The organism is Actinoplanes sp. NBRC 103695 (assembly GCF_030269485.1).
In the GTDB taxonomy this organism is placed as follows: Bacteria; Actinomycetota; Actinomycetes; order Mycobacteriales; family Micromonosporaceae; genus Actinoplanes.
Window position 1 is genome coordinate 139,021 of record NZ_BSTL01000005.1, and the last position, 22,799, is coordinate 161,819.

Sequence of the window (22,799 nt, forward strand, 5' to 3'; positions counted from 1 at the left end):
TGTGACAGTGACCGCAGTCAGTCTCGGTATGCCGGCCGTTCCGCCGCCGCCGCTCGCCACGCGCCGCAAGAGCCGTCAGCTCATGGTCGGCTCGGTGCCCGTGGGTGGTGGAGCGCCGGTCAGCGTCCAGTCGATGACGACCACGCTGACCTCCGACGTGAACGCCACGCTGCAGCAGATCGCCGAGCTCACGGCGTCCGGCTGCCAGATCGTCCGGGTCGCGGTGCCGTCCCAGGACGACGTGGAGGCGCTCCCGGCGATCGCCAAGAAGTCCCAGATCCCGGTGATCGCGGACATCCACTTCCAGCCCAAGTACGTGTTCGCGGCGATCGACGCCGGGTGCGCGGCGGTCCGGGTCAACCCCGGCAACATCCGCAAGTTCGACGACCAGGTCAAGGAGATCGCGCGGGCGGCGGGCGACGCCGGCACCCCGATCCGGATCGGCGTCAACGCGGGCAGCCTGGACAAGCGGCTGCTGGAGAAGTACGGCAAGGCCACCGCCGAGGCGCTGGTCGAGTCGGCGTTGTGGGAGTGCTCGCTGTTCGAGGAGCACGGCTTCCGTGACATCAAGATCTCGGTCAAGCACAATGACCCGGTCGTGATGATCCGGGCCTACCGGCTGCTGGCCGAGCAGTGCGACTACCCGCTCCACCTCGGCGTGACCGAGGCCGGGCCGGCGTTCCAGGGCACGATCAAGAGCGCGGTGGCATTCGGCGCGCTGCTGGCCGAGGGCATCGGCGACACGATCCGGGTGTCGCTGTCCGCGCCGCCGGTCGAGGAGATCAAGGTCGGCAACCAGATCCTGGAGTCGCTCGGGCTGCGCGAGCGTGGCCTGGAGATCGTCTCCTGCCCGTCGTGCGGGCGGGCGCAGGTCGACGTCTACACGCTGGCCGAGCAGGTCACCGCGGCGCTCGAGGGCTTCCCGGTGCCGTTGCGCGTGGCTGTCATGGGCTGCGTGGTGAACGGGCCCGGCGAGGCGCGCGAGGCCGACCTGGGCGTGGCGTCCGGCAACGGCAAGGGGCAGATCTTCGTCAAGGGCCAGGTCATCAAGACGGTGCCGGAGTCGATCATCGTCGAGACCCTGGTCGAGGAGGCGCTGCGCCTCGCCGACCAGATGGGCGCCGACCTCCCCGACGAGATGCGCGAGCTGCTCCCCGGCCCGACCGTAACGGTGCACTGAGGCTGTCCGGCGCTGGGGCCGGCTAGAACAGCACCGTGGCGAAGGTGCCTGCCGGGGCGAAGCCGCAGCGGGCGTAGGCCTTGCGGGCCGGGGTGTTGTAGTCGTTCACGTAGAGGCTGACCGTCGGGGCCACGCGGCGTAGCGCGTCGCGGGTCACCGCCGCCATCGCCGCGGCGGCCATGCCGCGGCCGCGGAACTCCGGGTCCACCCAGACGCCCTGCACCTGGGCGGTGTGCTGGGTGACGATGGCGAGCTCGGCCTTGAAGATCACGCGGCCGTCGTGGAAGCGGGCGTACGCGCGTTTCGCCCGGACCAGCTCGGCGATGCGGCGACGGTAGCCGCGGCCGCCGTCGTCCTGCATCGGGGAGACGCCGACCTCTTCGGTGTACATCGCCACGGCGGCCGGGAACAGCAGGTCGACCTCGTCGTGGCGCACCAGGCGTACATCGGGATCGGGGTTGATCTCGGGCTCCGCATCCGCCACGAGCAGGGGCTGGCTGGGGCGGACGTCGCGGGCCGGACCCCAGTGCGCGGCCAGTCTGTCCCACAGGTCGAGCACCGCGTCGGCGCGCCCGATGATGGACGAGCAGATGCGTGGCTCGCCGGCCAGCAACTCGGCGAAGGCGGCCACGGCGGACGGGGTCGCGCAGACCGGCACCAGGTGCGCGCCGGACCAGATCAGGGACTCCACGGTGCGGCTCGGCCCGCCGTAGCCGTAGACCCGGCCGTCCGATCGCCACCAGCTCAGCCCATGAGCCGTCACACGCTCGGCGATCTGGGCGCCGGCGTAGGGGTCTCGGTCGAGGATCCGCTCGACCGTCGCCCGCTCGGACTCCCCGAGCTGGCGCATCGGCACCGTCAGCACAGCTATCAGATTGCCAGACGACGCCTGGCTCACACGCCCCGTACCCCATCCAGAAAAGAAACAGTTGCAGCCGACTGTTCGTCGATATATCGTCTAACTATCGACGACAGATTGGAGAACAATCATGAGGCGCGAAGCTTTCCGTCACCTTCATGAGGCCCGCATGCGTGGGTTCGGCTTCCCTCCCGGTTTCCCGTTCGGTGGTGGCCCCGGGTTCGGCGGCCACGGCTGGGGCGGCCCCGAGGGCCGCGGCGGCCGGCGCGGTGGGCGTGGCAGCCGGCCCAACGTCCGGCCCGCCGTCCTCGCGCTGCTCCTGGAGCGGCCGATGCACGGCTACGAGATCATCCAAGAGCTGGAGAGCCGCACCGGCGGCATCTGGCGCCCGAGCCCCGGCTCGGTCTACCCCACCCTCCAGCTGCTGGAGGACGAGGGCCTGATCGAGCCCGAGGCCGCCGCCGGTCGAAAGAGCTACCGGCTCACCGCCGACGGCCGGCCCGAGGCCGAGACCGCCGCGCAGAACCCGCCGTGGGCGCAGTTCAGCGAGGACACCATGTCCCAGGCGCACGACTTCCGCGACGCGGCGGTCGGCATCTTCGACGCGCTGCGCCAGGTCGGCTTCAACGGCACGCCGGAGCAGCGGCAGAAGGCGCTCGAGGTGCTCAACGACACCAAGCGCAGGCTGTACGCGATTCTCGCCGACGGCGAGTGACCGGCACGTTCGACGGCCCGCACCGATCCTGGTGCGGGCCGTCGCGCTGTCTGTGGCGCATCTAACCGGTGGATGGTGGCGGCAACCTGTGGACAGCCGCGAATTCGCAAGATCGCCGCGTTAGATTGACGCCCACCCAGTGCACGGGGTGGGGGAGGTGGCGGTGCCGACGATCGAAGATTTTCGATCAACTGGTCGCGGGGCTCGGATCTTGGCGGTGGCTGCCGTCGTGGCGGTGCTCGGCGGGGCGCTGACCATCCTGGTCGGGCTGGTCGCGGCGCCCGGTTCCTGGTTGCGGGGATATGTGAGCGAGGCCGGTGTCGCCGGTCTGCCGCTGGCCGGTGTCTATCGGGCGGGCTTCGCGGCGCTGGCGATCGGGGTCGCCTGCCTGGGGCTGAGCCGGCGTACCCGCGTCGTGGCCGTGACTCTGCTGGCCGCGGCGTTGCTCTGCGGGACGGCCGGCGCGGTGCCCTGCACGGGCGGGTGTCCGTTGCCGCCGTTCGAGGTGACCAGCGTCGGTGATGTGGTGCATGCCGCGGCGGCGATCCTGGGGATGGTCGCGCTCGCCGGTGCGATGGTCGCCAGTTGGTGGACCACGGGGGACCGGGTGGTGCGGCGGGTGTCCGGCGTCGCCGCTGCGTTCACTGTTCCGCTCGGTGGGGCACTGGGTCTGACCATGTTGTTTGCCGGGCGGGTTGCGCTGGGGGCGATTCTCGAGCGGGTCCTCCTCGTCCTGGCCGTCTCGTGGCTGATCGGCGTCGCGCTCACGACCGCACTGCGAGTTGACGCTTCTTCGTAGTTGCGTAAGAATGGAATTATGGATGATAAGAATATCGAAGAGCGCGTCGTGGCCTTGGAGCAGCAGGTCGCCGACCTGACCGCGCGGCTGGTGAGCGAGCCGGCCTCGGCAACGCCTCCCCGGCAGGAGCAGACCTTCTGGGCGCTGGAGGGGCTCCGCTCCCAGATCGCGGGCCTCGAGGGCGGGGCGGTGCTCTTCACCGGCATCGTCGACCTGTCGACGTCCGAGCACTACGAGTGGCAGCAGGCCCTGCCGGTGGAGACGCTGCTGGCCGACGACTGGGCAGGGCCGGCGAACACGCTCGCCGCGCTCGGGCATCCGGTGCGGCTGACCCTGCTGCGACGCGTACTCGAAGGCACCCGGAATGTCGCCGAGCTGGCCGAGCAGGAAGGGCTGGGCACGACCGGGCAGATCTACCACCACCTGCGTCAGCTGGTCAGCGCCGGCTGGCTGCGGTCGTCGTCGCGCGGGCTCTACGAGGTTCCCGGCGAGCGGGTGATCCCGCTGCTGGCCCTCGTGATGGGCACGCGGCGATGAGGCGGATCGCGGCGGCCGGATGCGCCGCCGCAGGGCTGACCGTCCTGATCCGGCGCTGGAAGTCGCTGCCGGCGATCGCTTCCGGCGGGCGGCGGGCGCGCTGGGTTCAGTTCGGGCTGTCGGGCGCGATCAGCGTCGGCCTGTTCGGGTTGCTGCTCTGATCGGTACGCGCCTCTATCGCCGCCACCACCGCGGTCATGTCCTCCGCGCCCCGGCCCAGGGCGACCGCCTCGGCGAAGAGTCGCTCGCACTCGTCGAGCAGCGGCGCCGCGATCCCGGCCCGGCGGGCGGCCGCCGCGACCAGCTCGCTGTTGTAGTGCACGTCCCGGGCGGCGGCCTGCACCCCGAACTCCCGGTCGCGCAGCTTCACCGTCTTGATCCGGGAGATGTCGCTGGCCATCTGGCCCGCGTTCAGCACCGAGGTCAGCCGGTCCAGGTCGAGGTCGTGCCGGTCCGCGAAGTGGTACGCCTCGGCCAGGCCGGTCACCAGGGTGATCAGGTAGAGGTTGACCGACAGCTTCATGAGCAGCGCCTGCGGGACCGGGCCGCACTCCACCGCCTCGCGCGCCATCGGCGCCAGCAGCGGGCGGACCACCGCCACGTCGGCAGGGTCGCCGGCCAGCATCGCGACCAGCTGCCCGGCCTCGGCCGGAACGCGGGAGCCGGAGACCGGCGCCTCCACGTAGCGGCCACCGGCGGCGGTCACCGCCTCGGCCAGGCCTTGCGAATACTCCGGTGCGGTCGTACCCATGTGCACGATGATCTTGTCGCGCACCAGCCCGAAGGCCGCGCCGCCGCGGCCGAGCACCGCGTCGATCGCGTCGCCGTTGGCCAGCATGAGGAGTACGACGTCGGCGCGGGCGATCGCATCGGCGGCGGTGGGCGCCATCAGGGCGCGCAGCTCGGCACTCGCCGGCGGGCGGCGGCTCCACGCGATCAGCGGCGTGCCGGCGCGGGCGAGGTTGAGTGCCATCGGCTCGCCCATGACGCCGAGCCCCAGAAATGCGACGATCATGGCCGAAACGCTAGGCGGCGGGCCGGTCGCGGTCGCCAGCCAATTCCGTGATCGCGGCCTCGGCGAGCTCGCGGTTCATCAGGAAGGGCCGAGGGCCGCGACCAGGGCGAGTTTGTCCGCGGTGCGGCCGGCGTCCCACTCCGGCGTCGCGATCAGGGCCTGCACCGGCACGCGGATGCCGTGGTCGGCGTACGCCTGGACCTTGGCCCGGCAGTCGGCCGGCGAGCCGTGCACGATGAGGTCGTCGACCACCTGGTCGGGGATCGCCGCCAGCGCGCCCTTGCGGTCGCCGGCCGCCCACGCCGACCACATGCCCTCCAGCGCCGGCCCGCGGCCGAGCCACTTCTGGAACTCCGCGTAGGCGGGCACGTTCAGGTAGGACGTGATCATGCGCCGGCCCACGTTGCGGGCGTACGCGGTGTCGGCGGTCGGGCAGACGAAGATCCGCGCCACCACGTCGAAGTCGTCGGCGGCGCCCTTGGTCTCGGCCAGGGTGGCGGGGACGTCGGTGGCCGCCAGCCAGTTCATGATCACCCCGTCGGCCTCGGCCGCGGCCAGGCGCAGCATGCCGGGGCGCAGCGCCGCCAGCAGGACCGCGGGTGGGGTCGCCGGGGGACGTTCGAGCCGGAACCGGCGTACCGAAAAGGTCTCGAACTCCTGGTCGACCATCTCCCCGGCCAGCGCCGGACGCAGAAAACCCAGCATGTCCCGGCTGCGGGCGACCGGCTTGGTGAACGGCACCGAGTTCCAGTCGCCGACCACCACCGGGGAGGACGCGCCGATGCCGAGCTGGAACCGGCCGGGCGCGGTGTCGGCGAGCGCGGCGGCGGTCATCGCGAGCAGCCCGGGCCCGCGGGTGTAGACGGGCGCGATGGCGGTGCCGAGCCGCAGCGTCGGCGCCCAGGCAGCGGCGAGGGTGAGCGGGGTGAACGCGTCGGCGCCCGCCACCTCGGACGTCCAGGCGTCGGTGAACCCGGCGTCGACGAGGGTCTTGAACACCTCGGCGTGGTCGGACAGCGGGATCCCGCCGAGCGGAACGGTCATGCCCCAACGCTTCGCCATGGCCCGATCCTGCCACGCGCGGTGATCCTGGTCTCCTGCTGATTCGTCACGCCTCACCCGGAGTATGTTTTCATACTGACCAGTCAGTGCAATCAGGAGTCGTCAATGTCTGTGCTACGCGCCGAGGGTGTGGGCGTCCGTCATCATCGTCAGTGGATCGTCCGCGGCCTCGACGCGGTGGTCGAGCCGGGCGATCTGGTCGCGCTCACCGGCCCTCCGGGCAGCGGCCGCACCACCGCGTTGCTCGCCCTGGCCGGTCGCTTCAAGCTCACCGAGGGCAAGATCAAAAATGCGATGGGTACGCCGCTGGGCTACGTCGCCGGCGTGACAGATCCCGAGCCCACCGCCACCGTGGCCGAGCACGTCCGCGAACGCCTGGCCCTCCTCGGACGCCGCCGCCGGGAGCTGGACACCGTCCCCCTGCTCGGCCTCGACCCGACGCTGCGCGGCTACCTGCTCAGCCCCTATCAGCGCCACCTGCTCGGCCTGGTCCTGGCGCGGATGGAACACCCGGCGGCCATCGCCCTGGACGACGCGGACACCGGCCTCGACGACGCCGAACGCGAGCACCTCCACCAGGCCCTGACCGACCTCACCAGCGAAGGCCTCGCCGTGCTGTTCACCGCCCGTTCCGTACCCACCGGATCCGTCACCCAGGAGATCAGCCTGGGGGTGGCGGCATGAGCGGCGGCGCGTTCCGGCTCGCCGGGATGGAGTTGCGACGGTTCTTCCGCGGACGGCTCACGGCCGCGGCCCTGGTCGTACTCGCAGTCATCCCCCTGCTCTACGGCGCGCTCTACCTCTACGCGTTCTGGGATCCCTACGGCCGCCTCAACCACATCCCGGCGGCGCTCGTGGTGGAGGACCGGCCGGCGACCGCGACCGACGGCACCGTGCTGCACGCCGGCCAGGACCTCGCCGACAAACTGGAGGAGCGGCAGGTCTTCGACTGGCACGTGACCGATGAGCGGGGCGCCGAGCGCGGGCTCGAGGACGGCCGGTTCCACATCGTGCTGCGGATCCCGGCGGACTTCTCGGCCGACCTGGTGACCGGCCCCGACCAGGACGCCGAAGCCACGACCGCTCAGCTGCACGTGGTGACCGACGACGCCACCAACTACCTGTCCGGGGTCTTCTCCCGGACGGCGTTCAGCGAGGTCCGGGCCGCCGCGTCAGCCTCGGCCGCGGCCGGCTACTTCGACCGGATGCTGGTGGGCTTCACCGACCTCAAGCAGCAGACCCAGGAGGCCGCCGACGGCGCAGGGAAGCTCCGCGACGGCGCACAGGACGCCGCCACCGGCGCGGACCGCCTCTCCGACGGCCTCGACACCGCCGAGAACGGCGCCGGCCGGCTCGATCGCGGCCTCGGCAAAGCCGCGACCGGCGCCGGCGACCTGGCCGCCGGCCTGGACCAGCTCAAGGCCGGCACCCAGCAACTGGCCGACGGCACCGCCCGGGCCGCGACCGGCGGCAAGCAGCTCAGGTCGGCCGTGGACACCGCCGCCGACCGGGTCGAGCCGCTGCTCCGTGACAACGCCGCCGCCCTCGGTGCCGCCGCCCGCCAGGTGTCCACCGGCGCGGATGCCCTGGCCGACAACATCGGTGCGCTCGACGACGCGGCGGACGATGCGGTGCACGACGCCGAGGAACTCAGCGACTACCTGAACGGCCTGCCCGACGAGACCCCGGGCGTCGACCAGGCCCGGGCCACCGCCAAGCAGCTCGTCGCGACCGCCGAGGACGTCCGGTCGACGATCCGCCGGGCCGACCTGGTCGCGTTGCGGAAGCAGTTGCGGACACTCGCCACCACCGCCGACCGGGTGGCCAAGGCCGCCCCGCATCTGGCCGACGACGTTGCTGCCGCGCGTACCCAGGTGGACGCCCTCGCCGACGGCCTGTCGGACCTCGCCGCCGGGGCCGAACGGGTCGATGCCGGCGCGAAAAGCGCCGCCGCGGGCGCACACGACCTGAGCGGCGGGATCTACCGCCTGGCCAGTGGCGCACGCGAGCTCGACGACGGCCTCACCACCCTCGACCAGGGCGGACGCAAACTCGCCACCGGGCTGGGCGACCTGGAGGACGGCGCGGGCAAGCTGGCCACCGGCCTGTCCGACGGCGCGCGGAAGATCCCCGGCTACGACGACGCCGCCGCACGCTCCGACGTGCTCGGCGACCCGGTCGGCCTGGATCGCGCCACCCGGCATCCGGCGGCCACCTACGGCGTCGGCTTCGCCCCGTACTTCCTGGCCCTGGCCCTCTGGGTCGGCGCGATGATCACATTCATGGTGCTGCGCCCGCTGAACCGCCGCCACCTCGTCTCCGGCGCGCCCACCCCGCGTGTTGTGCTGGCCGGCCTGCTGCCCGCGGCGGCGGTCGGGCTGGCCCAGGCGACGCTGCTGTTCGCGGTGGTGTGCCTCGGGCTGGGCCTGGCCCCGGTACACCCGTTCGCCATGTGGGCGCTGCTCGCGCTGGCCGCCACGGCGTTCGCCGCGATCATGCAGCTGCTCGGCGCCGCGCTCGGCCCGGCCGGTCGGATCGCCGCCCTGGTGCTGCTGATGCTGCAGCTCACGTCCTCCGGCGGCACCTATCCGGTGCAGACCACGCCGTGGTTCTTCCAGGCGATCCACCCGCTGCTTCCCATGACGTACGCGGTGAGCGCCCTGCGCCACGCTGTCGACGGCGGCGCGACCGGTACCGTGATGACGGGCGCGCTGGCGTTGCTGGGCTACGGCGCGGGCGCCCTGCTCCTGACCGTGCTGGTGGCTCATCGCAGCCGGCGGCTGACCCCGTCCGCGCTGCACCCTTCACTCGTGATTTGAGGGATTCCCCCTGACGACCGACGGGCGCACCCGCAGACGCACCGACACCCGGCAGAAGCTCTACGAGGCGGCCGTGGAGCTGATCGCCGAGCGGGGCTTCTCGGCCACCACGGTGGACGACATCGCGCTGCGGGCCAAGGTCGCCAAGGGCACGGTCTACTACAACTTCGCCTCCAAGACAGCCCTCTTCGAGGAACTGCTGCGCCACGGCGTCGAACTGCTCACCACCGAGTTCCGCACCGCCGTGGCCGGACTCCCGCCCCGCGAGGCGGTGGCCGCGCTGGTCCGGGCGCAGCTGGAGTACATCCGCCGCTACCGGGCCTTCGCCCAGCTGCTGCTCTCCGAGATGTGGCGCACCAACCGTGAGTGGCAGCAGACCCTGATCCTGCTCCGCGAACAGGCGATCGGCGTGATCGCCGAAACCGTCCAGGCCGGCGTCGACTCCGGCGACCTGCCCGCCGACCTGGACGTCCGCGTGGCGTCCTCGGCCCTGTTCGGCGTGGGCCTGGTCGTGGCCGTCGACTGGCTGGTCTTCTCCCCCGAACGCCCCATCGAGGACGTGGAGGCGTCCCTGCTGGCCATCGTCCGCCGCGTCGGCTGACCGCCCCTGTGGACAGCGCCTCAAAATTGTCGTACCCCCGCCCTACCTTCAGACCCACCCAGTGCCGGGGTGGGGGAGGTGGCGGTGCGGCGAGGGATCCAAGATCAAATCTGGATCCGGGGCTGTGGGCCGGCCCGCACGGAGCCGCTCGCTCGGCCGGCCCGCACGGAGCCGTTCGCTCGCTCGGCCGCTCGGCCGCACGGAGCTGCTCGCTCGGCCGCTCGCTGGCTGGTGCGCCATCACTCGCCACCTGCTCTCGGGTGATGCTGAGCTGGCAATCGTGGCGGTCGCTGGGCGAGGGCGTTCAGGAAGGCAATGCGCGGGCGAGATCCGGGAGGACGGACTGCAGCCATCGCAGCTCGCGCGCGTGATGTTCGAGTGCTTCGGCGGCTTCCGCCGCGGATACCGGTGCGAACTTCACGCGTTCGGCCGCAAGCAGGCGGCAACGCTGCAGGGCCGGCAGGACGGCCCGTCGGCTACTGAGGGTATGAGTGGCCGCCGGTTGGCAGCTGTGGTCGTGGGTGTCTGCGGGTTGGCGGCTCGGGTGGTGGGTGTCTGCGGGTTGGCGGCTCGGGTGGTGGGTGTCTGCGGGTTGGCGGCTCGGGTGGTGGGTGTTCGCGGGTTGACCACCGGGGTCGTGGGTGTCCGCGAGGCGATCGCTGAGACCGTAGGCGTCCACGAACAGCCGGAGCCGGTCGGCGATGTCTGGCAGCGGGTCGAAACCTGCCTGGCGTAGTTGTTCGGGTGGACCGAGCGGCACGAATTCCCATGCTGCTGCTGCCAGGTCTACCAGCGGGTCGATCGGGCCGGCCGCATCCCAGTCGATGAAGGCCACCGGCCTGCCATCTCGATAGGCGGTGTTCCACGGGCCTAGATCGCCGTGCGAGACGACCTCGCCCTTGCGCGGCGGATGCGGGTGGAATCGGTATTCGGTGTTGGTGGGGCGGTAGGTGCGCGCGGCCTCGTGGAGTTGCCGCAGTAGCTCGGCGGCGGCGACCAGGGCCTCCTCGGAACGGGCTTCGGGTGGCAGGCGGTGTCCTCGCCCGGGCTGCCACTGTGGATCTGCCGGCACCTCGCCGTCGATGAAGGTGAGGATCTCGCGCCTCCCCGTCGGTGCCGAGGTAACGCGGCGCGCCGGTGAATCCGGCGGACTCCAGGTGTCGTAGGTATTCGTGGACGGCGCCGGACCACGAGCCCATCGGTCTCAGGAGCTGAGCGCCACGACGGACGATGCCCCGAGTCATCCGTCCCGCGGGGAGAGGAGTCTCACTCACCTGCCGAGTATGAGCGAGGGCAACGCCGGCGACAGGCAGCGTGGCGCCCGGCCGGGGACGGGCGGGGCGCCACGCCGCACAGGGGACGGGCGGGGCGTGACGCCGCGCTGCTCCCCGGGCGCGAGGCCGCGCTGCTCCCCGGGCGCGAGGCCGCGCTGCTCCCCGGGCGTGACGCCGCACCCGTGGAGCGGTGCGGCCTCGCGTCAGCTGATCAGGGAACGGCTGCGCAAGGCCGTACGGAAGGAGGTTCTGCCGTTGGTGCGGAGCAGGGAGCCCTCGTAGACCCGGGCGCCCAGCGCGAGCAGCCCGGCCGCCGTCGCGGCCAGGACGGCCAGCGACAGGAACGGTTCCCACGGTGCGAGCTCGCCGGTAAAGGCCCGGACCGGCATCGCCAGGGGGGCGCTCAACGGGATGTACGACAGGATCGTCATCGCCGTCGGGTTCTCCACCAGGATCAGGGTCAGCAGGAACGGGATCATCACCGCCATCTGGACGGGTGCCGAGACGGCGCCGAGGTCCTCCTGGCGGGCGGCCAGCGCTCCCGCGCCCGCCCAGAGGGTGGCCAGCATGATGAAGCCGACGATGAAGAACGGCAGGAACCAGCCGATCGCGGGGGCGATCAGGGTGATGACGCCGGTGTCCACGCCGCCGATCCGCATGCCGGCGAAGGTGACCAGGGTTATCACCGCGATCTGGGCGAACGCCAGCAGGGTCATCGCCGCCACCTTGCCGGCCAGCATGGCCCGGACGGGGATGCTGGCCACCAGGATCTCGACGATGCGGGTCGCCTTCTCCTCGGTCACGCTCTGCGAGATCTGCAGGCCGAACGTGAACGAGGTGGTGAAGAAGATGAAGGCCAGCGCGAAGGGCACGATGAACTGGAGGTAGGAGTCGCGCTCGTTGGGTTCCAGCAGCCGGACCTCGGGCTGCCGGCTGAGCGCGTCGACCACGTCACCGGGTGCCTCCTCCAGGGCGAGCACCCGGGGGCCGCCGACCACGGCCGCGTCGGCGTCGCCGTCGCGGACCAGCTTCTCGGCCTCGGCGTCCGACGCCACCGTCCGCACGGTCACGCCGGACTGGCGCAGGGCGTCGGCGGAGGCGGCCGCCGCGGGAGAGACCGCCACGGTGTCGGGGCCGCCGTTGAGCCACGCCGGCAGCACGGTGGACGCCACCGCGATCAGCAGGAAGAACACCGTACTGAAGAGGAAGGTCTTGTCCCGGAGTTTGACCTTGATCTCACGCGCGGCCACCAGGCGCGCTGCGTCGAACGTCGTCATGCGGACACCACCTCTCGGAAGATCTCGGCCAGCGAGGGCTGCACCGGGCCGAACGACCGGACCGGGCCGCGGGCCAGCGCGGACCGCAGCACCTCCTGGTCGTCGTGGCCGGCGTCCAGGTCGAGCACGGCGCGCGGGCCGTCCAGGCTGACCAGGGTCACGCCGGGCTGGTCGCGCAGCCAGCCGGCGTCGGCGGCGACCTCGATGGCGTAGCGGGGGAGGGCGTACGAGGCGCGCAGTTCGGCGCGGCCGCCGGCGGCCCGGATCGTGCCGTCGGCGATGATCACCAGGTCGTCGCAGAGGCGCTCGACCAGTTCCAGCTGGTGACTGGAGAAGAGCACCGGCACGCCTCGGGCGGCCCGCTCGCGCAGGACGCCGACGACGGTCTCCACCGCGATCGGGTCGAGGCCGCTGAACGGCTCGTCGAGCACCAGCACCTCGGGGTCGTGGATGAGCGCGGCGGCGATCTGCACCCGCTGCTGGTTGCCCAGTGACAGCTTCTCCACGTGGTCGCCGGCGCGTTCGGTGAGCTGGAGCCGCTCGAGCAGCGCCGCGGTGCGCCGGCGGGCGTCGTCGCGGCCGAGGCCGTGCAACCGTCCGAGGTAGACGATCTGGTCGGTGACGGTCATCTTCGGGTAGAGGCCGCGTTCCTCGGGCATGTAGCCGAATCGGCGCCGGGTGGGCCGGTCCAGTGGTGCGCCGCGCCACGAGACGACGCCCTGGTCGGCGGCGAGCACACCCAGGATGATGCGCATCGTGGTGGTCTTGCCGGCCCCGTTGGCGCCGACGAAACCGGTCAGCCGGCCCGCGGTCACCCCGAAAGTGACGTCCTTGAGCACCTGACGATCGCCGAAGTTGCGGCTCACGGCGTCGACGGTCAGAACATCGGTCATACCTCGAACGCTAGAGAAGTGACGCCGCCCCGTCGTCAGGCGCGGGGACGACGGGCCGGGTCATCCTCGCGAAGGACCCGGATGGACGACGCCCAGCTCGTACGCGAACACCACCGCCTGCGTCCGGTCCCGCGCGCCGAGCTTCATCAGCACCCGGCTGACGTGCGTCTTCACCGTGGTCTCGCCGAGATGCAGGGCGGTGGCGATCTCCGCGTTGGTCGCACCGCCGGCCAGCAGCACCAGCACCTCGTGCTCGCGCGGCGTCAGATCGGCGAGGCGCCGGCCGGGTGCGGGTCCGGCCGGACCTCCGGCGCCGGCCGGACCGGCGGGCCGGGCGAACGCGGCGATGACCCGGCGGGTGATCTCGGGGGCGAGCAGCGCGTCGCCGCGGGCCACCACCCGCACCGCCTCGATCAGCGCCTCGGGTGTGCCGTTCTTGAGCAGGAAGCCGGACGCGCCGGCCTGCAGCGCCTCGAAGAGGTATTCGTCCCGGCTGAAGGTGGTCAGGATCAGCACGCGCGGCCCGTCCTGCGCGGTGATCCGGCGGGTGGCGGTCAGCCCGTCGGTGCCGGGCATCTCGACGTCCATCAGCACCACGTCGGGCAGCAGCGTGCCGGCCAGGTCGATCGCCCGGGCGCCGTCGGCGGCCTCGCCGACCACCTCGATGTCGTCCTCCAGTTCGAGGATCACGCGGAACCCGGTGCGGACCATCTGGTGGTCGTCCGCGAGGAGGACCCGGATCACGCGTGGGCCGCCGGCTCGGCGGGACGCTGCGCCGGGATCTCGGGCAATTCCCAAGGCAGGCGTACGCGAACCCGGAAGCCGCCGTCCGCCCGAGGGCCGGTCTCGATCGACCCGTCGTGCACGGCGACCCGTTCGCGCATGCCGATCAGGCCCACCCCACCGGCGGACGGCACCGGCGCGCCCCGCCCGTCGTCGGCCACGTCGACCTCCAGCTCCCGTGCGAGGTAGCGGATCCGGACGTCCACCGTGGACGCATGGGCGTGCTTGAGCACGTTGGTCAGGGCCTCCTGCACGATCCGGTACGCCGCCTGCGACACCGAATCGGGCAACGGCACCGGATCACCGTACGTGGTCAGCTCGGCGGCCAGTCCCGCCTCGCGTACCCGGACCAGGAGCTCCTCGACCCGGTCCAGCCCGGCGGCGACGAACGGCGTCTCCGACGACCGGGCATCGTCGGACGCGCGCAGCGCGCCGAGCATCCGCCGCAGCTCGGTGACCGCGGTCCGGGCGCTCTCCTCCACCGCCGACAGCGCCGCCCGCGTCTTCCCGGCGTCCCGGTCGAGAGCCTTGCGCGCGGCGGACGCCTGAATGCCCATCACCGACACGTGATGCGCGACGACGTCGTGCAACTCCCGCGCGATCCGCACCCGCTCGCCGACGACCGCCCGGTCCTCGGCCTGCACCTGGGCCGCGCGCAGTTCCTCGGCCTGCGCCTCGAGCTGGTGCTGCCGTCGCGCGGCCAGCCAGGTGCCCTCCCCGGCCAGGTACGCGCCGGCGAAGATCCCGACGTTCACCAGCAGGGTGCTGACCAGCGCGGCGAGCGCCGGAGAGAACGGGCCGCGGCCGTCCGAGATCTTGCCGAGCTCGTCCAGCGAGAGCAGCCAGGAGACGAGGATCCAGAGGAGCATCACGATGATGACCGCGGTCCGGACCCACTTGGCCCGCGCACGGTCGCGGCCCCAGGCGCCGAGCGCGTACATCGTCGCGAACAGGACGCCGCCGGCGAACTGGACCTCCTGTGTGCCGCGGATCTGGCCGGCGAGGAAGAGCGCGGACACCACGACGAACACGGTCGCCGGGTGCGATCGCCGCCAGATCAGCGGGATCGAGATGGCCACCGCCCAGGCGTAGTGCTCGGCGGCGCTGGGCCGGAAGTGCCAGATGAACTGGCCCGTGCTGCGGGTCATGACCACGTTGAGGACCGCGGTGGCGGTGACGCCCAGCGCGATCCACAGGTCGATGCGGCGCTGCCGCGGGGTGGGGCCGGGGCGCTGCCATTCCTCGGGCATGGCCGAGAAACTACCCGGCCTTGTCGTACTCGTGGGGCGGGTCGGGCTGGTGGGTGTGCGTGGGCACGTCGGCGTCGTCGTCGGCCGTGAGGGTGCCACCGAGCTCGATGATCCGCCGGTGCGCGGCGGCGAGCCGGTCCTCGAGGGTGACGATGCGGCAGGCCGCGGTCAGCAGCATGCCCTGGTCGAGAAGTTGCCGTACGCGTGCGGCCAGCTGCAGCTGGTGCCGGGAGTAGCGGCGGTGGCCGCCGTCCGAGCGTTCGGGCTCGATCAGCCCGGCCGCACCGAGGCTGCGCAGGAAGGCGGGGGTCACTCCGATCATCTCCGCCGCGCGGCCCATCGTGTACGCGGGATAGTCCGCGTCGTCGAAGGACGTGCTCATGAAACCCTTCTGTTAAGTAAGTGCTGTCGGGGGGTGTGAAGGTATGCGGGCACGTGTCAGGGCCCCGGCGGGTAACCGGGGCCCTGGCTGTTCAATTCTGTGGCCGTATCACCGCGTGCGTGCCGCTAGCGGTCGGCCGGAGTGAAGGGCATCGGCTGCGATCACCTCTTGTCGGTTCGGGGACGTTGCGACTTCGCTTGCGCGTTGCTGCGGTATCTCGTCCTCCTCTACCAGCGACAGCTCCTTGCCCCCTGAATGTTAGGCCGGTCACAGACAGATTTCTAGTACCGCCACGACAGATTTTTTATAGCGGCGCGAGAGCGGGCGTGACCGATAACGGCGATGCCGTCGAGAGAGAGGTGACCGCGCTCCCGCGCCGCCGCGGGAAGGTGTTCGCAGGCCTGCCGAGGGCCCGCGCCGAAGTCGGCGTCAGAACACCGGCAGGGCCGCGCGCGTAAGGATCGCGTCGTCCATAAGCCCTGACATGACTCGAAGTCTGCCGTCCGCTGAGCGGCCCGGCAACGCAATTTACGTGGCTCATTGACGCGTGTAACACCTCAGCGAGATCATCACGTCACGGCGGTGGCCTGCGTCACAGCCGACCCCCTGGCTGAGGGAGCAACATGAGCACATCCCAAGTCCCCAGCACCGATGAGGAACGGCTGGCCCAGCTCGGCTACCAGCAGGAACTTCATCGGCGGCTGTCCGGCTTCTCCAACTTCGCCGTCTCCTTCTCGATCATCTCGATCCTGGCCGGCGCGATCACGTCGTACGGCATCGCCATGAACGCCGGCGGTCCGCTCGCGATCACGCTCGGCTGGCTCTTCGTCGGCATCATGGTGACCTTCGTGGCCCTGGCCATGGCCGAGGTCTGCTCCGCCTACCCGACCGCCGGCGCGCTCTACTGGTGGGCGGCCGCGCTGGCCAAGAAGAACAAGGCCGCCTGGGCCTGGTTCGTCGGCTGGTTCAACTTCCTCGGCGAGGTGGCGGTCACCGCGGCCATCGACTTCGGCGCCGCGATCACCACGTCGGCGTTCCTGAGCCTGACCTTCGACATGGAGGTCACCAAGCTCCGGACCTTCCTGATCTTCCTGGTCATCATCATCGTGCACGGGCTGCTGAACACGTTCGGCGTCAACCTGGTGCGGCTGCTGTCCGACGTCAGCGCCTGGTGGCACCTGGTCGGCGTGGCGATCATCGTCATCGTGCTGGCCGTGGTGCCGGACCAGCACAAGCCGATCTCCGAGGTGTTCTTCGAGGTCAGGAACGAAACAGGGTTCACCTTCGGCGGCGCCGCGTTCTATGCGGTGCTGGTCGGTCTGCTGATGGCGCAGTACACGTACACCGGCTACGACGCCTCGGCCCACGTGGCCGAGGAGACCCACGACGCGGCCCGGGCGGCGCCGCGCGGCATCGTGATGTCCGTGGTGGTCTCGGTGATCGCCGGCTTCTTCCTGCTCACCGCGATCACCTGGGCCATCCAGGACTACGACGCGGAGCGGACCACCGAGCTCGCCCTGCCGCCCGCGCAGATCTTCATCGACGCCGCCGGTCACAACCTCGGGACGTTCCTGCTCTTCATCTGCATGGTGGCGCAGTGGTTCTGCGGCATGGCCTCGGTGACGGCGAACTCGCGGATGTCGTACGCGTTCGCCCGCGACGGCGCGCTGCCCGGCTCGCGGCTGTGGAAGCAGGTCAACCCGCGCACCGGCACGCCGACCAACTCGATCTGGCTGTGTGTCACGCTGTCGACGCTCCTGGTGGTGCCGTCGCTGGTGAACACCACGGCGTACGCGGCGGCCACCTCGATCGCGGTGATCGGCCTCTACGTCGCGTACGTGGGACCGGTGTTCCTGCGCCGCATGCTCGGCGCCGAGTTCCGGGTCGGGCCCTGGAACCTCGGGAAGTGGAGCGCGCCGATCGGCTGGATCGCCATCGTGTGGGTGGGGATCATCTGCGTTCTCTTCGTCCTGCCGGTGGCCGGGCCGATCACCGCGAGTAACTTCAACTACACGATCTTCGCGGTGGTGGTGGTGCTGGCCTTCGCCACGATCTGGTGGTTCGCGAGCGCCCGCAAGTGGTTCACCGGCCCGAAGCAGAACGTGATCGAGAAGGCCGCGCACGGGGAACAGACCATGCCGACCGACCCCACTGCCTGAAAGGCCGCTCATGAACCTCGAGGACCTGGACGTCGCCGTCGACAACGGCAGCGTCGACACGGTGCTGCTCGCCCTCACCGACATGCAGGGCCGGCTGCAGGGCAAGCGCCTGCACGGCCGCTACTTCATGGACGAGGTGGTGCAGGGCGGCAGTGAGGGCTGCAACTACCTGCTCGCGGTGGACGTCGACATGAACACCGTCGACGGGTACGCGATGTCGTCGTGGAACAGCGGATACGGCGACTTCGTGATGAAGCCGGACTTCAGCACCTTGCGTCCGGTCCCGTGGCAGCCCGGCACCGCGATGGTCCTCGCCGATCTGGAGACCACCGGCGGCGAGGCGGTCTACGCCTCGCCGCGGCAGATCCTGCGCCGCCAGCTCGACCGGCTGGCGGCGCACGGCCTCACCGCGTACGCGGGCACCGAGCTGGAGTTCGTGCTCTACAAGGACTCGTACGAGCAGGCGTCCGACAAGAACTACCGGGACCTGATCCCGGCGAACCAGTACAACGTCGACTATTCGCTGCTCGGGACCGCCCGGGTGGAGCCGCTGCTGCGCCGGATCCGCAACGACATGTACGGCGCCGGGCTGGTCCCGGAGAGCGCCAAGGGCGAGTGCAACCTCGGCCAGCACGAGATCGCCTTCCGGTACGACGAGGCGCTCAAGGCCGCGGACAACCACGTCATCTACAAGAACGGGGCCAAGGAGATCGCCGCGCAGGAGGGCATGGCGCTCACCTTCATGGCCAAGCCGAACGCCCGCGAGGGCAACTCCTGCCACATCCACTTCTCCCTGCGGGGCGAAGACGGCAAGTCGGCGATGCTCGGTTCAAAAAAGGCGCATCTGTCCGAGACCGGGGAGCGGGTGCTGGCCGGACTGCTCGCCACGATGCGCGAGTTCAGCCTGTTCTTCGCGCCGAACATCAACTCGTACAAGCGGTACGCGCCCGGGTCGTTCGCGCCGACCGCGTTGCGCTGGGGCGTGGACAACCGCACCTGCGCGCTGCGGATCGCCGGGCACGGCGAGGGGATGCGGGTGGAGAACCGGGTGCCGGGCGGGGACGTCAACCCGTACCTGGCGATCGCGGCCCTGGTGGCGGGTGCCCTGCACGGCATCGAGAACGAGCTGTCGCTGGAGGACGAGTTCGTCGGGAACGCCTACGACGACGCGACCGCCGGCCGGGTGCCGACGACCCTGCGGGAGGCGGCCGGCCTTTGGTCCGGCAGCGGTGTGGCCGAGGCCGCATTCGGTGCCGAGGTACGCGATCACTATGCCAACATGGCGGCGGTTGAGCTGACCGCTTTCGACGCGGCGGTGACCGACTGGGAACTGCGTCGCGGCTTCGAAAGGTTGTGACTTGACCGACGTGATCAACCCGGCGACGGGGAGCGTGCTCACCTCCGTACCCGGAATGGGTTTGGAAGAGACCGACGCCGCGATCGAGCGTGCCCACAAGGCCTTCGAAAGCTGGCGCACGGTCGCCCCCGGCGACCGGGCCCGGCTGTTGCGGCGGTTCGCGGCGGTGGTGGACGCGCACCTCGACGAGCTCGCGGACCTGGAGGTACGCAACTCCGGGCACACGATCGGGAACGCGAAGTGGGAGGCGGGCAACGTCCGCGACGTGCTCGACTACTACGCGGGTGCGCCGGAACGGCTGTCCGGGCGGCAGATCCCGGTGGCCGGCGGCATCGACATCACGGTCCACGAGCCGCTCGGCGTGGTCGGCGTGATCGTGCCGTGGAACTTCCCGATGCCGATCGCCGGCTGGGGCTTCGTGCCCGCGCTGGCCGCCGGCAACACCGTGGTGCTCAAGCCGGCCGAGCTCACGCCGCTGACCGCGCTGCTGCTGGGCGAGCTCGCGCTGGAGGCGGGCCTGCCGGAGGGCGTGTTCACCGTCGTACCCGGCAAGGGCAGCGTGGTCGGCCAGCGGTTCGTCACGCATCCCGCGGTCCGCAAGGTGTGCTTCACCGGCTCGACCGACGTCGGCAAGGCGATCATGGCGGGCGCCGCCGACCAGGTGAAACGGGTCACGCTCGAGCTGGGCGGCAAGAGCGCCAACATCGTTTTCGCGGACGCCGACCTGGAAAAGGCCGCCGCGTCCACGCCGTCGAGCGTCTTCGACAACGCCGGCCAGGACTGCTGCGCACGCTCACGACTGCTCATTCAAGACTCCGTGTACGACGAGTTCCTCGCCCTGCTGGAACCGGCGGTCCGGGCGTTCCGGGTCGAGGATCCGTCCCGGCCGACCGCCGAGATGGGACCGCTGATCTCGGCGGCCCAGCGCCGATCCGTCTCGGCCTACGTCGATGACGCCGACGTGGCGTTCCGGGGCACCTCGCCGGACGGGCCCGGCTGGTGGTTCTCGCCGACCGTGCTGCTCGCCCGCTCGACGGACGACCGGCACTGGCGCGAGGAGGTCTTCGGGCCGGTGCTGTCGGTGCTGCCGTTCCGCGATGAACAGGACGCGGTCCGGCTGGCCAACGACACCGAGTACGGCCTTTCCGGCAGTCTCTGGACCCGCGACGTGGGCCGGGCGCTGCGGGTGTCGCGGGCGGTGGAGACCGGCGCGTTGAGCGTCAACTCGCACTCGTCCGTGCGGTACTGGACGCCGTTCGGCGGCATGAAGCAGTCCGGCCTCGGCCGTGAGCTCGGCCCGGACGCGCTGCTCTCGTTCACCGACGTCAAGAACGTGTTCATCGCTACGGAGGACTGATTTGGAACGACTTCAGGACCGGGTCGCCGTGATCACCGGCGCCGGCAGCGGCATCGGGCTGGCCACGGCGCGGCGGTTCGCCGCCGAGGGAGCTCGCGTGATCTGCGCGGACATCTCCCCGGAATCCGGCGAGAAGGCCGCGACCGAGGTGGGCGGCGAGTTCGTCCAGGTGGACGTGGCCGACGAGGAGTCGGTGCGGTCGCTGATGGACGGAACTGCCGAGCGGCACGGGCGGCTGGACATCGTCTTCAACAACGCCGGCATCTCGCCGCCCGACGACGACTCGATCCTGGACACCGGCCTGGAGGCCTGGGAACGGGTGCTCAAGGTCAACACCACGTCGGTCTTCTTCGGCTGCAAGTTCGCGATACCGCACATGCGGCGGCAGGGTAAGGGCTCGATCATCAACACCGCGTCGTTCGTGGCGTTGCTGGGGGCGGCGACCTCGCAGATCGCGTACACCGCGAGCAAGGGCGGGGTGCTGGCGATGACCCGGGAGCTCGGCGTGCAGTTCGCCCGCGAGGGGATCCGGATCAACGCGCTCTGCCCGGGGCCGGTGGCCACGCCGCTGCTGATGGACCTGTTCGCCAAGGATCCGGAGCGGGCCGCGCGGCGGCTGGTGCACGTTCCGATGGGACGGTTCGCGGAGCCCGCCGAGATCGCCGCGGCGGTCGCGTTCCTGGCCAGCGATGACGCGTCGTTCATGACGGCGAATCAATTCGTGGTCGACGGCGGTATCACCGGGGCCTATGTCACGCCTCTGTAGCAGTAGTGAGCGGGTTGTTTAGGTGCGGTGATGCTTGGGCAATGTTCGTTCACATCCGATGAAGAAGGATGCAGGGGTCGGATCCTTGCCCGTGTGTGCGCCGGTCGCCGCGTGGGTGAGTAGAGGGCCCGGCGCGCGGCGCCCCTCGGTGACGGGGAGGCGCCGCGTTCCTTTTACCCTCTCGGGCACTTGATCGGTAACGCGTCATCCGTACCGTGGGGATCATGCGTCGCCCCATCATCGGCATCACCGCGTACGTCGAACCGGCGTCCTGGGGGGTCTGGCAGGACCTGCCCACGACGTTGCTGCCGCACGCGTACACCGAAGCGGTGATGCTCGCCGGGGGACGTGCGGTGCTGCTGCCGCCGGATGACGGTGACACCGATGTCCTGCGTACCCTGGACGGGTTGGTGCTCGCCGGCGGAGCCGACCTCGACCCGGCGCTGTACGGCGCCGAGGCCGAACCGCTCACCGTCGCCCGCGCCGACCGGGACGCGGCAGAGTTGCCGCTCGCCCGCGCCGCCCTCAAGGCCGACCTGCCCGTTCTCGGCGTGTGCCGGGGCATGCAGGTGCTCGTGGTGGCCGCCGGGGGGACGCTGCACCAGCACCTACCGGACGTGCTCGGCCACGAGAAACACCGGCCGGCGCCGGCCGTCTACGGCACACACGATGTGGCGCTCACCGCGGGCAGCCGGATCGCCGGGATCATGCGCGACGACCTGCAGATCGACTGTTACCACCACCAGGGCGTCGCCGACCCGGGCTCACTGCTGGTGACCGGCCGGGCCGAGGACGGGCTGCCGGAAGCGGTCGAGGATCCCGGGCGACGTTTCGTCCTCGGCGTGCAGTGGCATCCAGAACTGAATCGGGACAAGCGGCTCTTCGGTGCTCTCGTGGACGCCGCCCGATAGAAGAAGGAGGCCAAGTGAAGGGGATTTCTGTGCGAAGGCCTTTGATCGGACTCACCGCCTACGAGCAGGAGGTCCAGTACAACGGCAACAACCTGATCGCCGGGATGCTCCCGATGACCTACGTCAAGGCCGTGCAGGCCACCGGCGGACGCGCCGTGCTGATCACCCCGGACGACCCCGGCACCGACGTGCTCGACTCGCTGGACGGCATCGTGTTCTCCGGCGGCGGCGACATCGACCCCAAATACTGGGGCGAGGAACTGCACCCGGCCGCCGACGTGGACGAGCTCCGGGACACCTCCGAGCTGATGCTGATGAAGGCCGCGCTGGACCGGGACCTCCCGCTGCTCGGCGTCTGCCGGGGCATGCAGGTGATGGCGGTGGCCGCCGGCGGCTCGCTGCACCAGCACCTGCCCGACGTGATCGGTCACGACCGGCACCGCGCCGCCCCCGGCACCGACCCGCTGGCCGCGGACGCGTCCGCATTCGGCCGGCACGAGGTCGTGCTCCAGCCCGGCTCCCGGGCGGCCGCCCTGCTCGGGCCGAGTCTCACCGTCAACTCGTTCCACCACCAGGGCGTCAACGACCCGGGCACGTTCACCGCTACCGGCTGGTGCCCGGACGATGAGGTGATCGAGATCATCGAGGATCCCGGGCGGCCCTTCGCGCTGGGCGTGCAGTGGCACCCGGAGCGCACCGGCGACCTGCGGGTCTTCGCCGCGCTCGCCGAGGCCGCGTCCCGCTGGTCGGACCGGGGACGGCAAGTTCTCGCCGCCTGATCTTCTCCCCGCCGTCGGTGTTAC

General features: G+C 71.0%; 22 protein-coding genes. 13 read left to right on the top strand and 9 right to left on the bottom strand.

Annotated features, from left to right (window positions below; translation table 11 throughout):
* Window positions 1–7 precede the first annotated feature (7 nt).
* Complete coding sequence (ispG, locus tag QSK31_RS09555; RefSeq protein WP_285682884.1) at window positions 8–1,180, top strand: flavodoxin-dependent (E)-4-hydroxy-3-methylbut-2-enyl-diphosphate synthase; 1,173 nt, start codon at window positions 8–10, stop codon at window positions 1,178–1,180.
* 22 nt (window positions 1,181–1,202) lie between these two features.
* On the opposite strand, the gene QSK31_RS09560 is transcribed toward ispG, so the two are convergent.
* Entirely contained in the window at window positions 1,203–2,045 is an 843-nt protein-coding gene (locus QSK31_RS09560; RefSeq protein WP_285682885.1) for a GNAT family N-acetyltransferase, read from the bottom strand.
* A 124-nt stretch (window positions 2,046–2,169) separates the two neighbouring features.
* Here QSK31_RS09560 and QSK31_RS09565 point away from each other — a divergent pair, with 124 nt between their 5' ends.
* From QSK31_RS09565 to QSK31_RS09575, 3 genes are all read left to right on the top strand, one after another.
* A complete protein-coding gene (locus tag QSK31_RS09565; RefSeq protein WP_502872922.1) occupies window positions 2,170–2,754 on the top strand; it encodes a PadR family transcriptional regulator in 585 nt (194 codons plus the stop codon).
* A 217-nt stretch (window positions 2,755–2,971) separates the two neighbouring features.
* Window positions 2,972–3,553 (top strand): DUF998 domain-containing protein, encoded by a 582-nt coding sequence (locus QSK31_RS09570; RefSeq protein ID WP_285682888.1) that lies wholly within the window; start codon window positions 2,972–2,974, stop codon window positions 3,551–3,553.
* A gap of 18 nt (window positions 3,554–3,571) precedes the next feature.
* Window positions 3,572–4,090, top strand: coding sequence for an ArsR/SmtB family transcription factor (locus tag QSK31_RS09575; RefSeq protein ID WP_285682889.1), 519 nt, complete (start codon window positions 3,572–3,574; stop codon window positions 4,088–4,090).
* Between the two features lie 106 nt (window positions 4,091–4,196).
* Here QSK31_RS09575 and QSK31_RS09580 read toward each other — a convergent pair whose 3' ends face one another.
* Window positions 4,197–5,105 (bottom strand): NAD(P)-dependent oxidoreductase, encoded by a 909-nt coding sequence (locus tag QSK31_RS09580; protein ID WP_285682891.1) that lies wholly within the window; start codon window positions 5,103–5,105, stop codon window positions 4,197–4,199.
* Window positions 5,106–5,183: 78 nt separating this feature from the next.
* Window positions 5,184–6,167: an LLM class F420-dependent oxidoreductase gene (locus QSK31_RS09585; protein ID WP_285682892.1), complete on the bottom strand. Its 984-nt coding sequence runs from the start codon at window positions 6,165–6,167 to the stop codon at window positions 5,184–5,186.
* Window positions 6,168–6,272: 105 nt separating this feature from the next.
* Here QSK31_RS09585 and QSK31_RS09590 point away from each other — a divergent pair, with 105 nt between their 5' ends.
* The 3 genes from QSK31_RS09590 to QSK31_RS09600 all read left to right on the top strand — a co-directional run bounded on the left by QSK31_RS09590 (window position 6,273) and on the right by QSK31_RS09600 (window position 9,587).
* Window positions 6,273–6,851, top strand: coding sequence for an ATP-binding cassette domain-containing protein (locus tag QSK31_RS09590; RefSeq protein WP_285682894.1), 579 nt, complete (start codon window positions 6,273–6,275; stop codon window positions 6,849–6,851).
* Window positions 6,848–8,986 carry a YhgE/Pip domain-containing protein gene (locus QSK31_RS09595; RefSeq protein WP_285682896.1) on the top strand — a complete coding sequence of 713 codons (2,139 nt, stop codon included), beginning with the start codon at window positions 6,848–6,850 and terminating at the stop codon, window positions 8,984–8,986. Before QSK31_RS09590 ends, QSK31_RS09595 begins: the two co-directional genes overlap by 4 nt.
* A gap of 73 nt (window positions 8,987–9,059) precedes the next feature.
* On the top strand, window positions 9,060–9,587 hold the full coding sequence (locus QSK31_RS09600) for a TetR/AcrR family transcriptional regulator (RefSeq protein ID WP_285682898.1): 528 nt from the start codon (window positions 9,060–9,062) through the stop codon (window positions 9,585–9,587).
* A 304-nt stretch (window positions 9,588–9,891) separates the two neighbouring features.
* On the opposite strand, the gene QSK31_RS09605 is transcribed toward QSK31_RS09600, so the two are convergent.
* The 6 genes from QSK31_RS09605 to QSK31_RS09630 form a co-directional block, all read right to left on the bottom strand.
* Window positions 9,892–10,659 carry a phosphotransferase gene (locus QSK31_RS09605; RefSeq protein ID WP_285682900.1) on the bottom strand — a complete coding sequence of 256 codons (768 nt, stop codon included), beginning with the start codon at window positions 10,657–10,659 and terminating at the stop codon, window positions 9,892–9,894.
* 405 nt (window positions 10,660–11,064) lie between these two features.
* Window positions 11,065–12,138 (bottom strand): ABC transporter permease, encoded by a 1,074-nt coding sequence (locus QSK31_RS09610; protein ID WP_285682901.1) that lies wholly within the window; start codon window positions 12,136–12,138, stop codon window positions 11,065–11,067.
* Window positions 12,135–13,031 carry an ABC transporter ATP-binding protein gene (locus tag QSK31_RS09615; protein ID WP_285682902.1) on the bottom strand — a complete coding sequence of 299 codons (897 nt, stop codon included), beginning with the start codon at window positions 13,029–13,031 and terminating at the stop codon, window positions 12,135–12,137. Before QSK31_RS09615 ends, QSK31_RS09610 begins: the two co-directional genes overlap by 4 nt.
* A gap of 60 nt (window positions 13,032–13,091) precedes the next feature.
* Window positions 13,092–13,823: a response regulator transcription factor gene (locus QSK31_RS09620; protein WP_502872933.1), complete on the bottom strand. Its 732-nt coding sequence runs from the start codon at window positions 13,821–13,823 to the stop codon at window positions 13,092–13,094.
* On the bottom strand, window positions 13,772–15,064 hold the full coding sequence (locus QSK31_RS09625) for a sensor histidine kinase (protein WP_285682906.1): 1,293 nt from the start codon (window positions 15,062–15,064) through the stop codon (window positions 13,772–13,774). The genes QSK31_RS09620 and QSK31_RS09625 overlap by 52 nt, the downstream gene beginning before the upstream one ends.
* 10 nt (window positions 15,065–15,074) lie before the next feature.
* A complete protein-coding gene (locus QSK31_RS09630; protein WP_285682908.1) occupies window positions 15,075–15,446 on the bottom strand; it encodes a helix-turn-helix domain-containing protein in 372 nt (123 codons plus the stop codon).
* Between the two features lie 623 nt (window positions 15,447–16,069).
* Here QSK31_RS09630 and QSK31_RS09635 point away from each other — a divergent pair.
* The 6 genes from QSK31_RS09635 to QSK31_RS09660 all read left to right on the top strand — a co-directional run bounded on the left by QSK31_RS09635 (window position 16,070) and on the right by QSK31_RS09660 (window position 22,775).
* Window positions 16,070–17,605: an amino acid permease gene (locus tag QSK31_RS09635; RefSeq protein WP_285682909.1), complete on the top strand. Its 1,536-nt coding sequence runs from the start codon at window positions 16,070–16,072 to the stop codon at window positions 17,603–17,605.
* A gap of 10 nt (window positions 17,606–17,615) precedes the next feature.
* The gene (locus tag QSK31_RS09640) at window positions 17,616–18,962 is read left to right on the top strand and encodes a glutamine synthetase family protein (RefSeq protein WP_285682910.1); all 1,347 of its coding nucleotides are present in this window, start codon (window positions 17,616–17,618) and stop codon (window positions 18,960–18,962) included.
* Between the two features lies 1 nt (window position 18,963).
* Window positions 18,964–20,319, top strand: a complete 1,356-nt coding sequence (locus QSK31_RS09645) for an aldehyde dehydrogenase family protein (protein ID WP_285682911.1) — start codon at window positions 18,964–18,966, stop codon at window positions 20,317–20,319.
* A gap of 1 nt (window position 20,320) precedes the next feature.
* Complete coding sequence (locus QSK31_RS09650; protein WP_285682913.1) at window positions 20,321–21,085, top strand: 3-oxoacyl-ACP reductase; 765 nt, start codon at window positions 20,321–20,323, stop codon at window positions 21,083–21,085.
* Window positions 21,086–21,309: 224 nt separating this feature from the next.
* Complete coding sequence (locus tag QSK31_RS09655) at window positions 21,310–21,996, top strand: gamma-glutamyl-gamma-aminobutyrate hydrolase family protein (RefSeq protein ID WP_285682915.1); 687 nt, start codon at window positions 21,310–21,312, stop codon at window positions 21,994–21,996.
* A gap of 29 nt (window positions 21,997–22,025) precedes the next feature.
* Complete coding sequence (locus QSK31_RS09660; RefSeq protein WP_285683313.1) at window positions 22,026–22,775, top strand: gamma-glutamyl-gamma-aminobutyrate hydrolase family protein; 750 nt, start codon at window positions 22,026–22,028, stop codon at window positions 22,773–22,775.
* Window positions 22,776–22,799: the final 24 nt, after the last annotated feature.

Excerpts from the sequence above, each read along its gene's own strand:
- QSK31_RS09565 (WP_502872922.1), top strand. The coding sequence starts at position 2,170 with ATGAGGCGCGAAGCTTTCCGTCACCTTCATGAGGCCCGCATGCGTGGG.
- QSK31_RS09575 (WP_285682889.1), top strand. The coding sequence starts at position 3,572 with ATGGATGATAAGAATATCGAAGAGCGCGTCGTGGCCTTGGAGCAGCAG.
- QSK31_RS09580 (WP_285682891.1), bottom strand. The coding sequence starts at position 5,105 with ATGATCGTCGCATTTCTGGGGCTCGGCGTCATGGGCGAGCCGATGGCA.
- QSK31_RS09585 (WP_285682892.1), bottom strand. The coding sequence starts at position 6,167 with ATGGCGAAGCGTTGGGGCATGACCGTTCCGCTCGGCGGGATCCCGCTG.
- QSK31_RS09590 (WP_285682894.1), top strand. The coding sequence starts at position 6,273 with ATGTCTGTGCTACGCGCCGAGGGTGTGGGCGTCCGTCATCATCGTCAG.
- QSK31_RS09595 (WP_285682896.1), top strand. The coding sequence starts at position 6,848 with ATGAGCGGCGGCGCGTTCCGGCTCGCCGGGATGGAGTTGCGACGGTTC.
- QSK31_RS09610 (WP_285682901.1), bottom strand. The coding sequence starts at position 12,138 with ATGACGACGTTCGACGCAGCGCGCCTGGTGGCCGCGCGTGAGATCAAG.
- QSK31_RS09615 (WP_285682902.1), bottom strand. The coding sequence starts at position 13,031 with ATGACCGATGTTCTGACCGTCGACGCCGTGAGCCGCAACTTCGGCGAT.
- QSK31_RS09625 (WP_285682906.1), bottom strand. The coding sequence starts at position 15,064 with ATGCCCGAGGAATGGCAGCGCCCCGGCCCCACCCCGCGGCAGCGCCGC.
- QSK31_RS09630 (WP_285682908.1), bottom strand. The coding sequence starts at position 15,446 with ATGAGCACGTCCTTCGACGACGCGGACTATCCCGCGTACACGATGGGC.
- QSK31_RS09635 (WP_285682909.1), top strand. The coding sequence starts at position 16,070 with ATGAGCACATCCCAAGTCCCCAGCACCGATGAGGAACGGCTGGCCCAG.
- QSK31_RS09640 (WP_285682910.1), top strand. The coding sequence starts at position 17,616 with ATGAACCTCGAGGACCTGGACGTCGCCGTCGACAACGGCAGCGTCGAC.
- QSK31_RS09655 (WP_285682915.1), top strand. The coding sequence starts at position 21,310 with ATGCGTCGCCCCATCATCGGCATCACCGCGTACGTCGAACCGGCGTCC.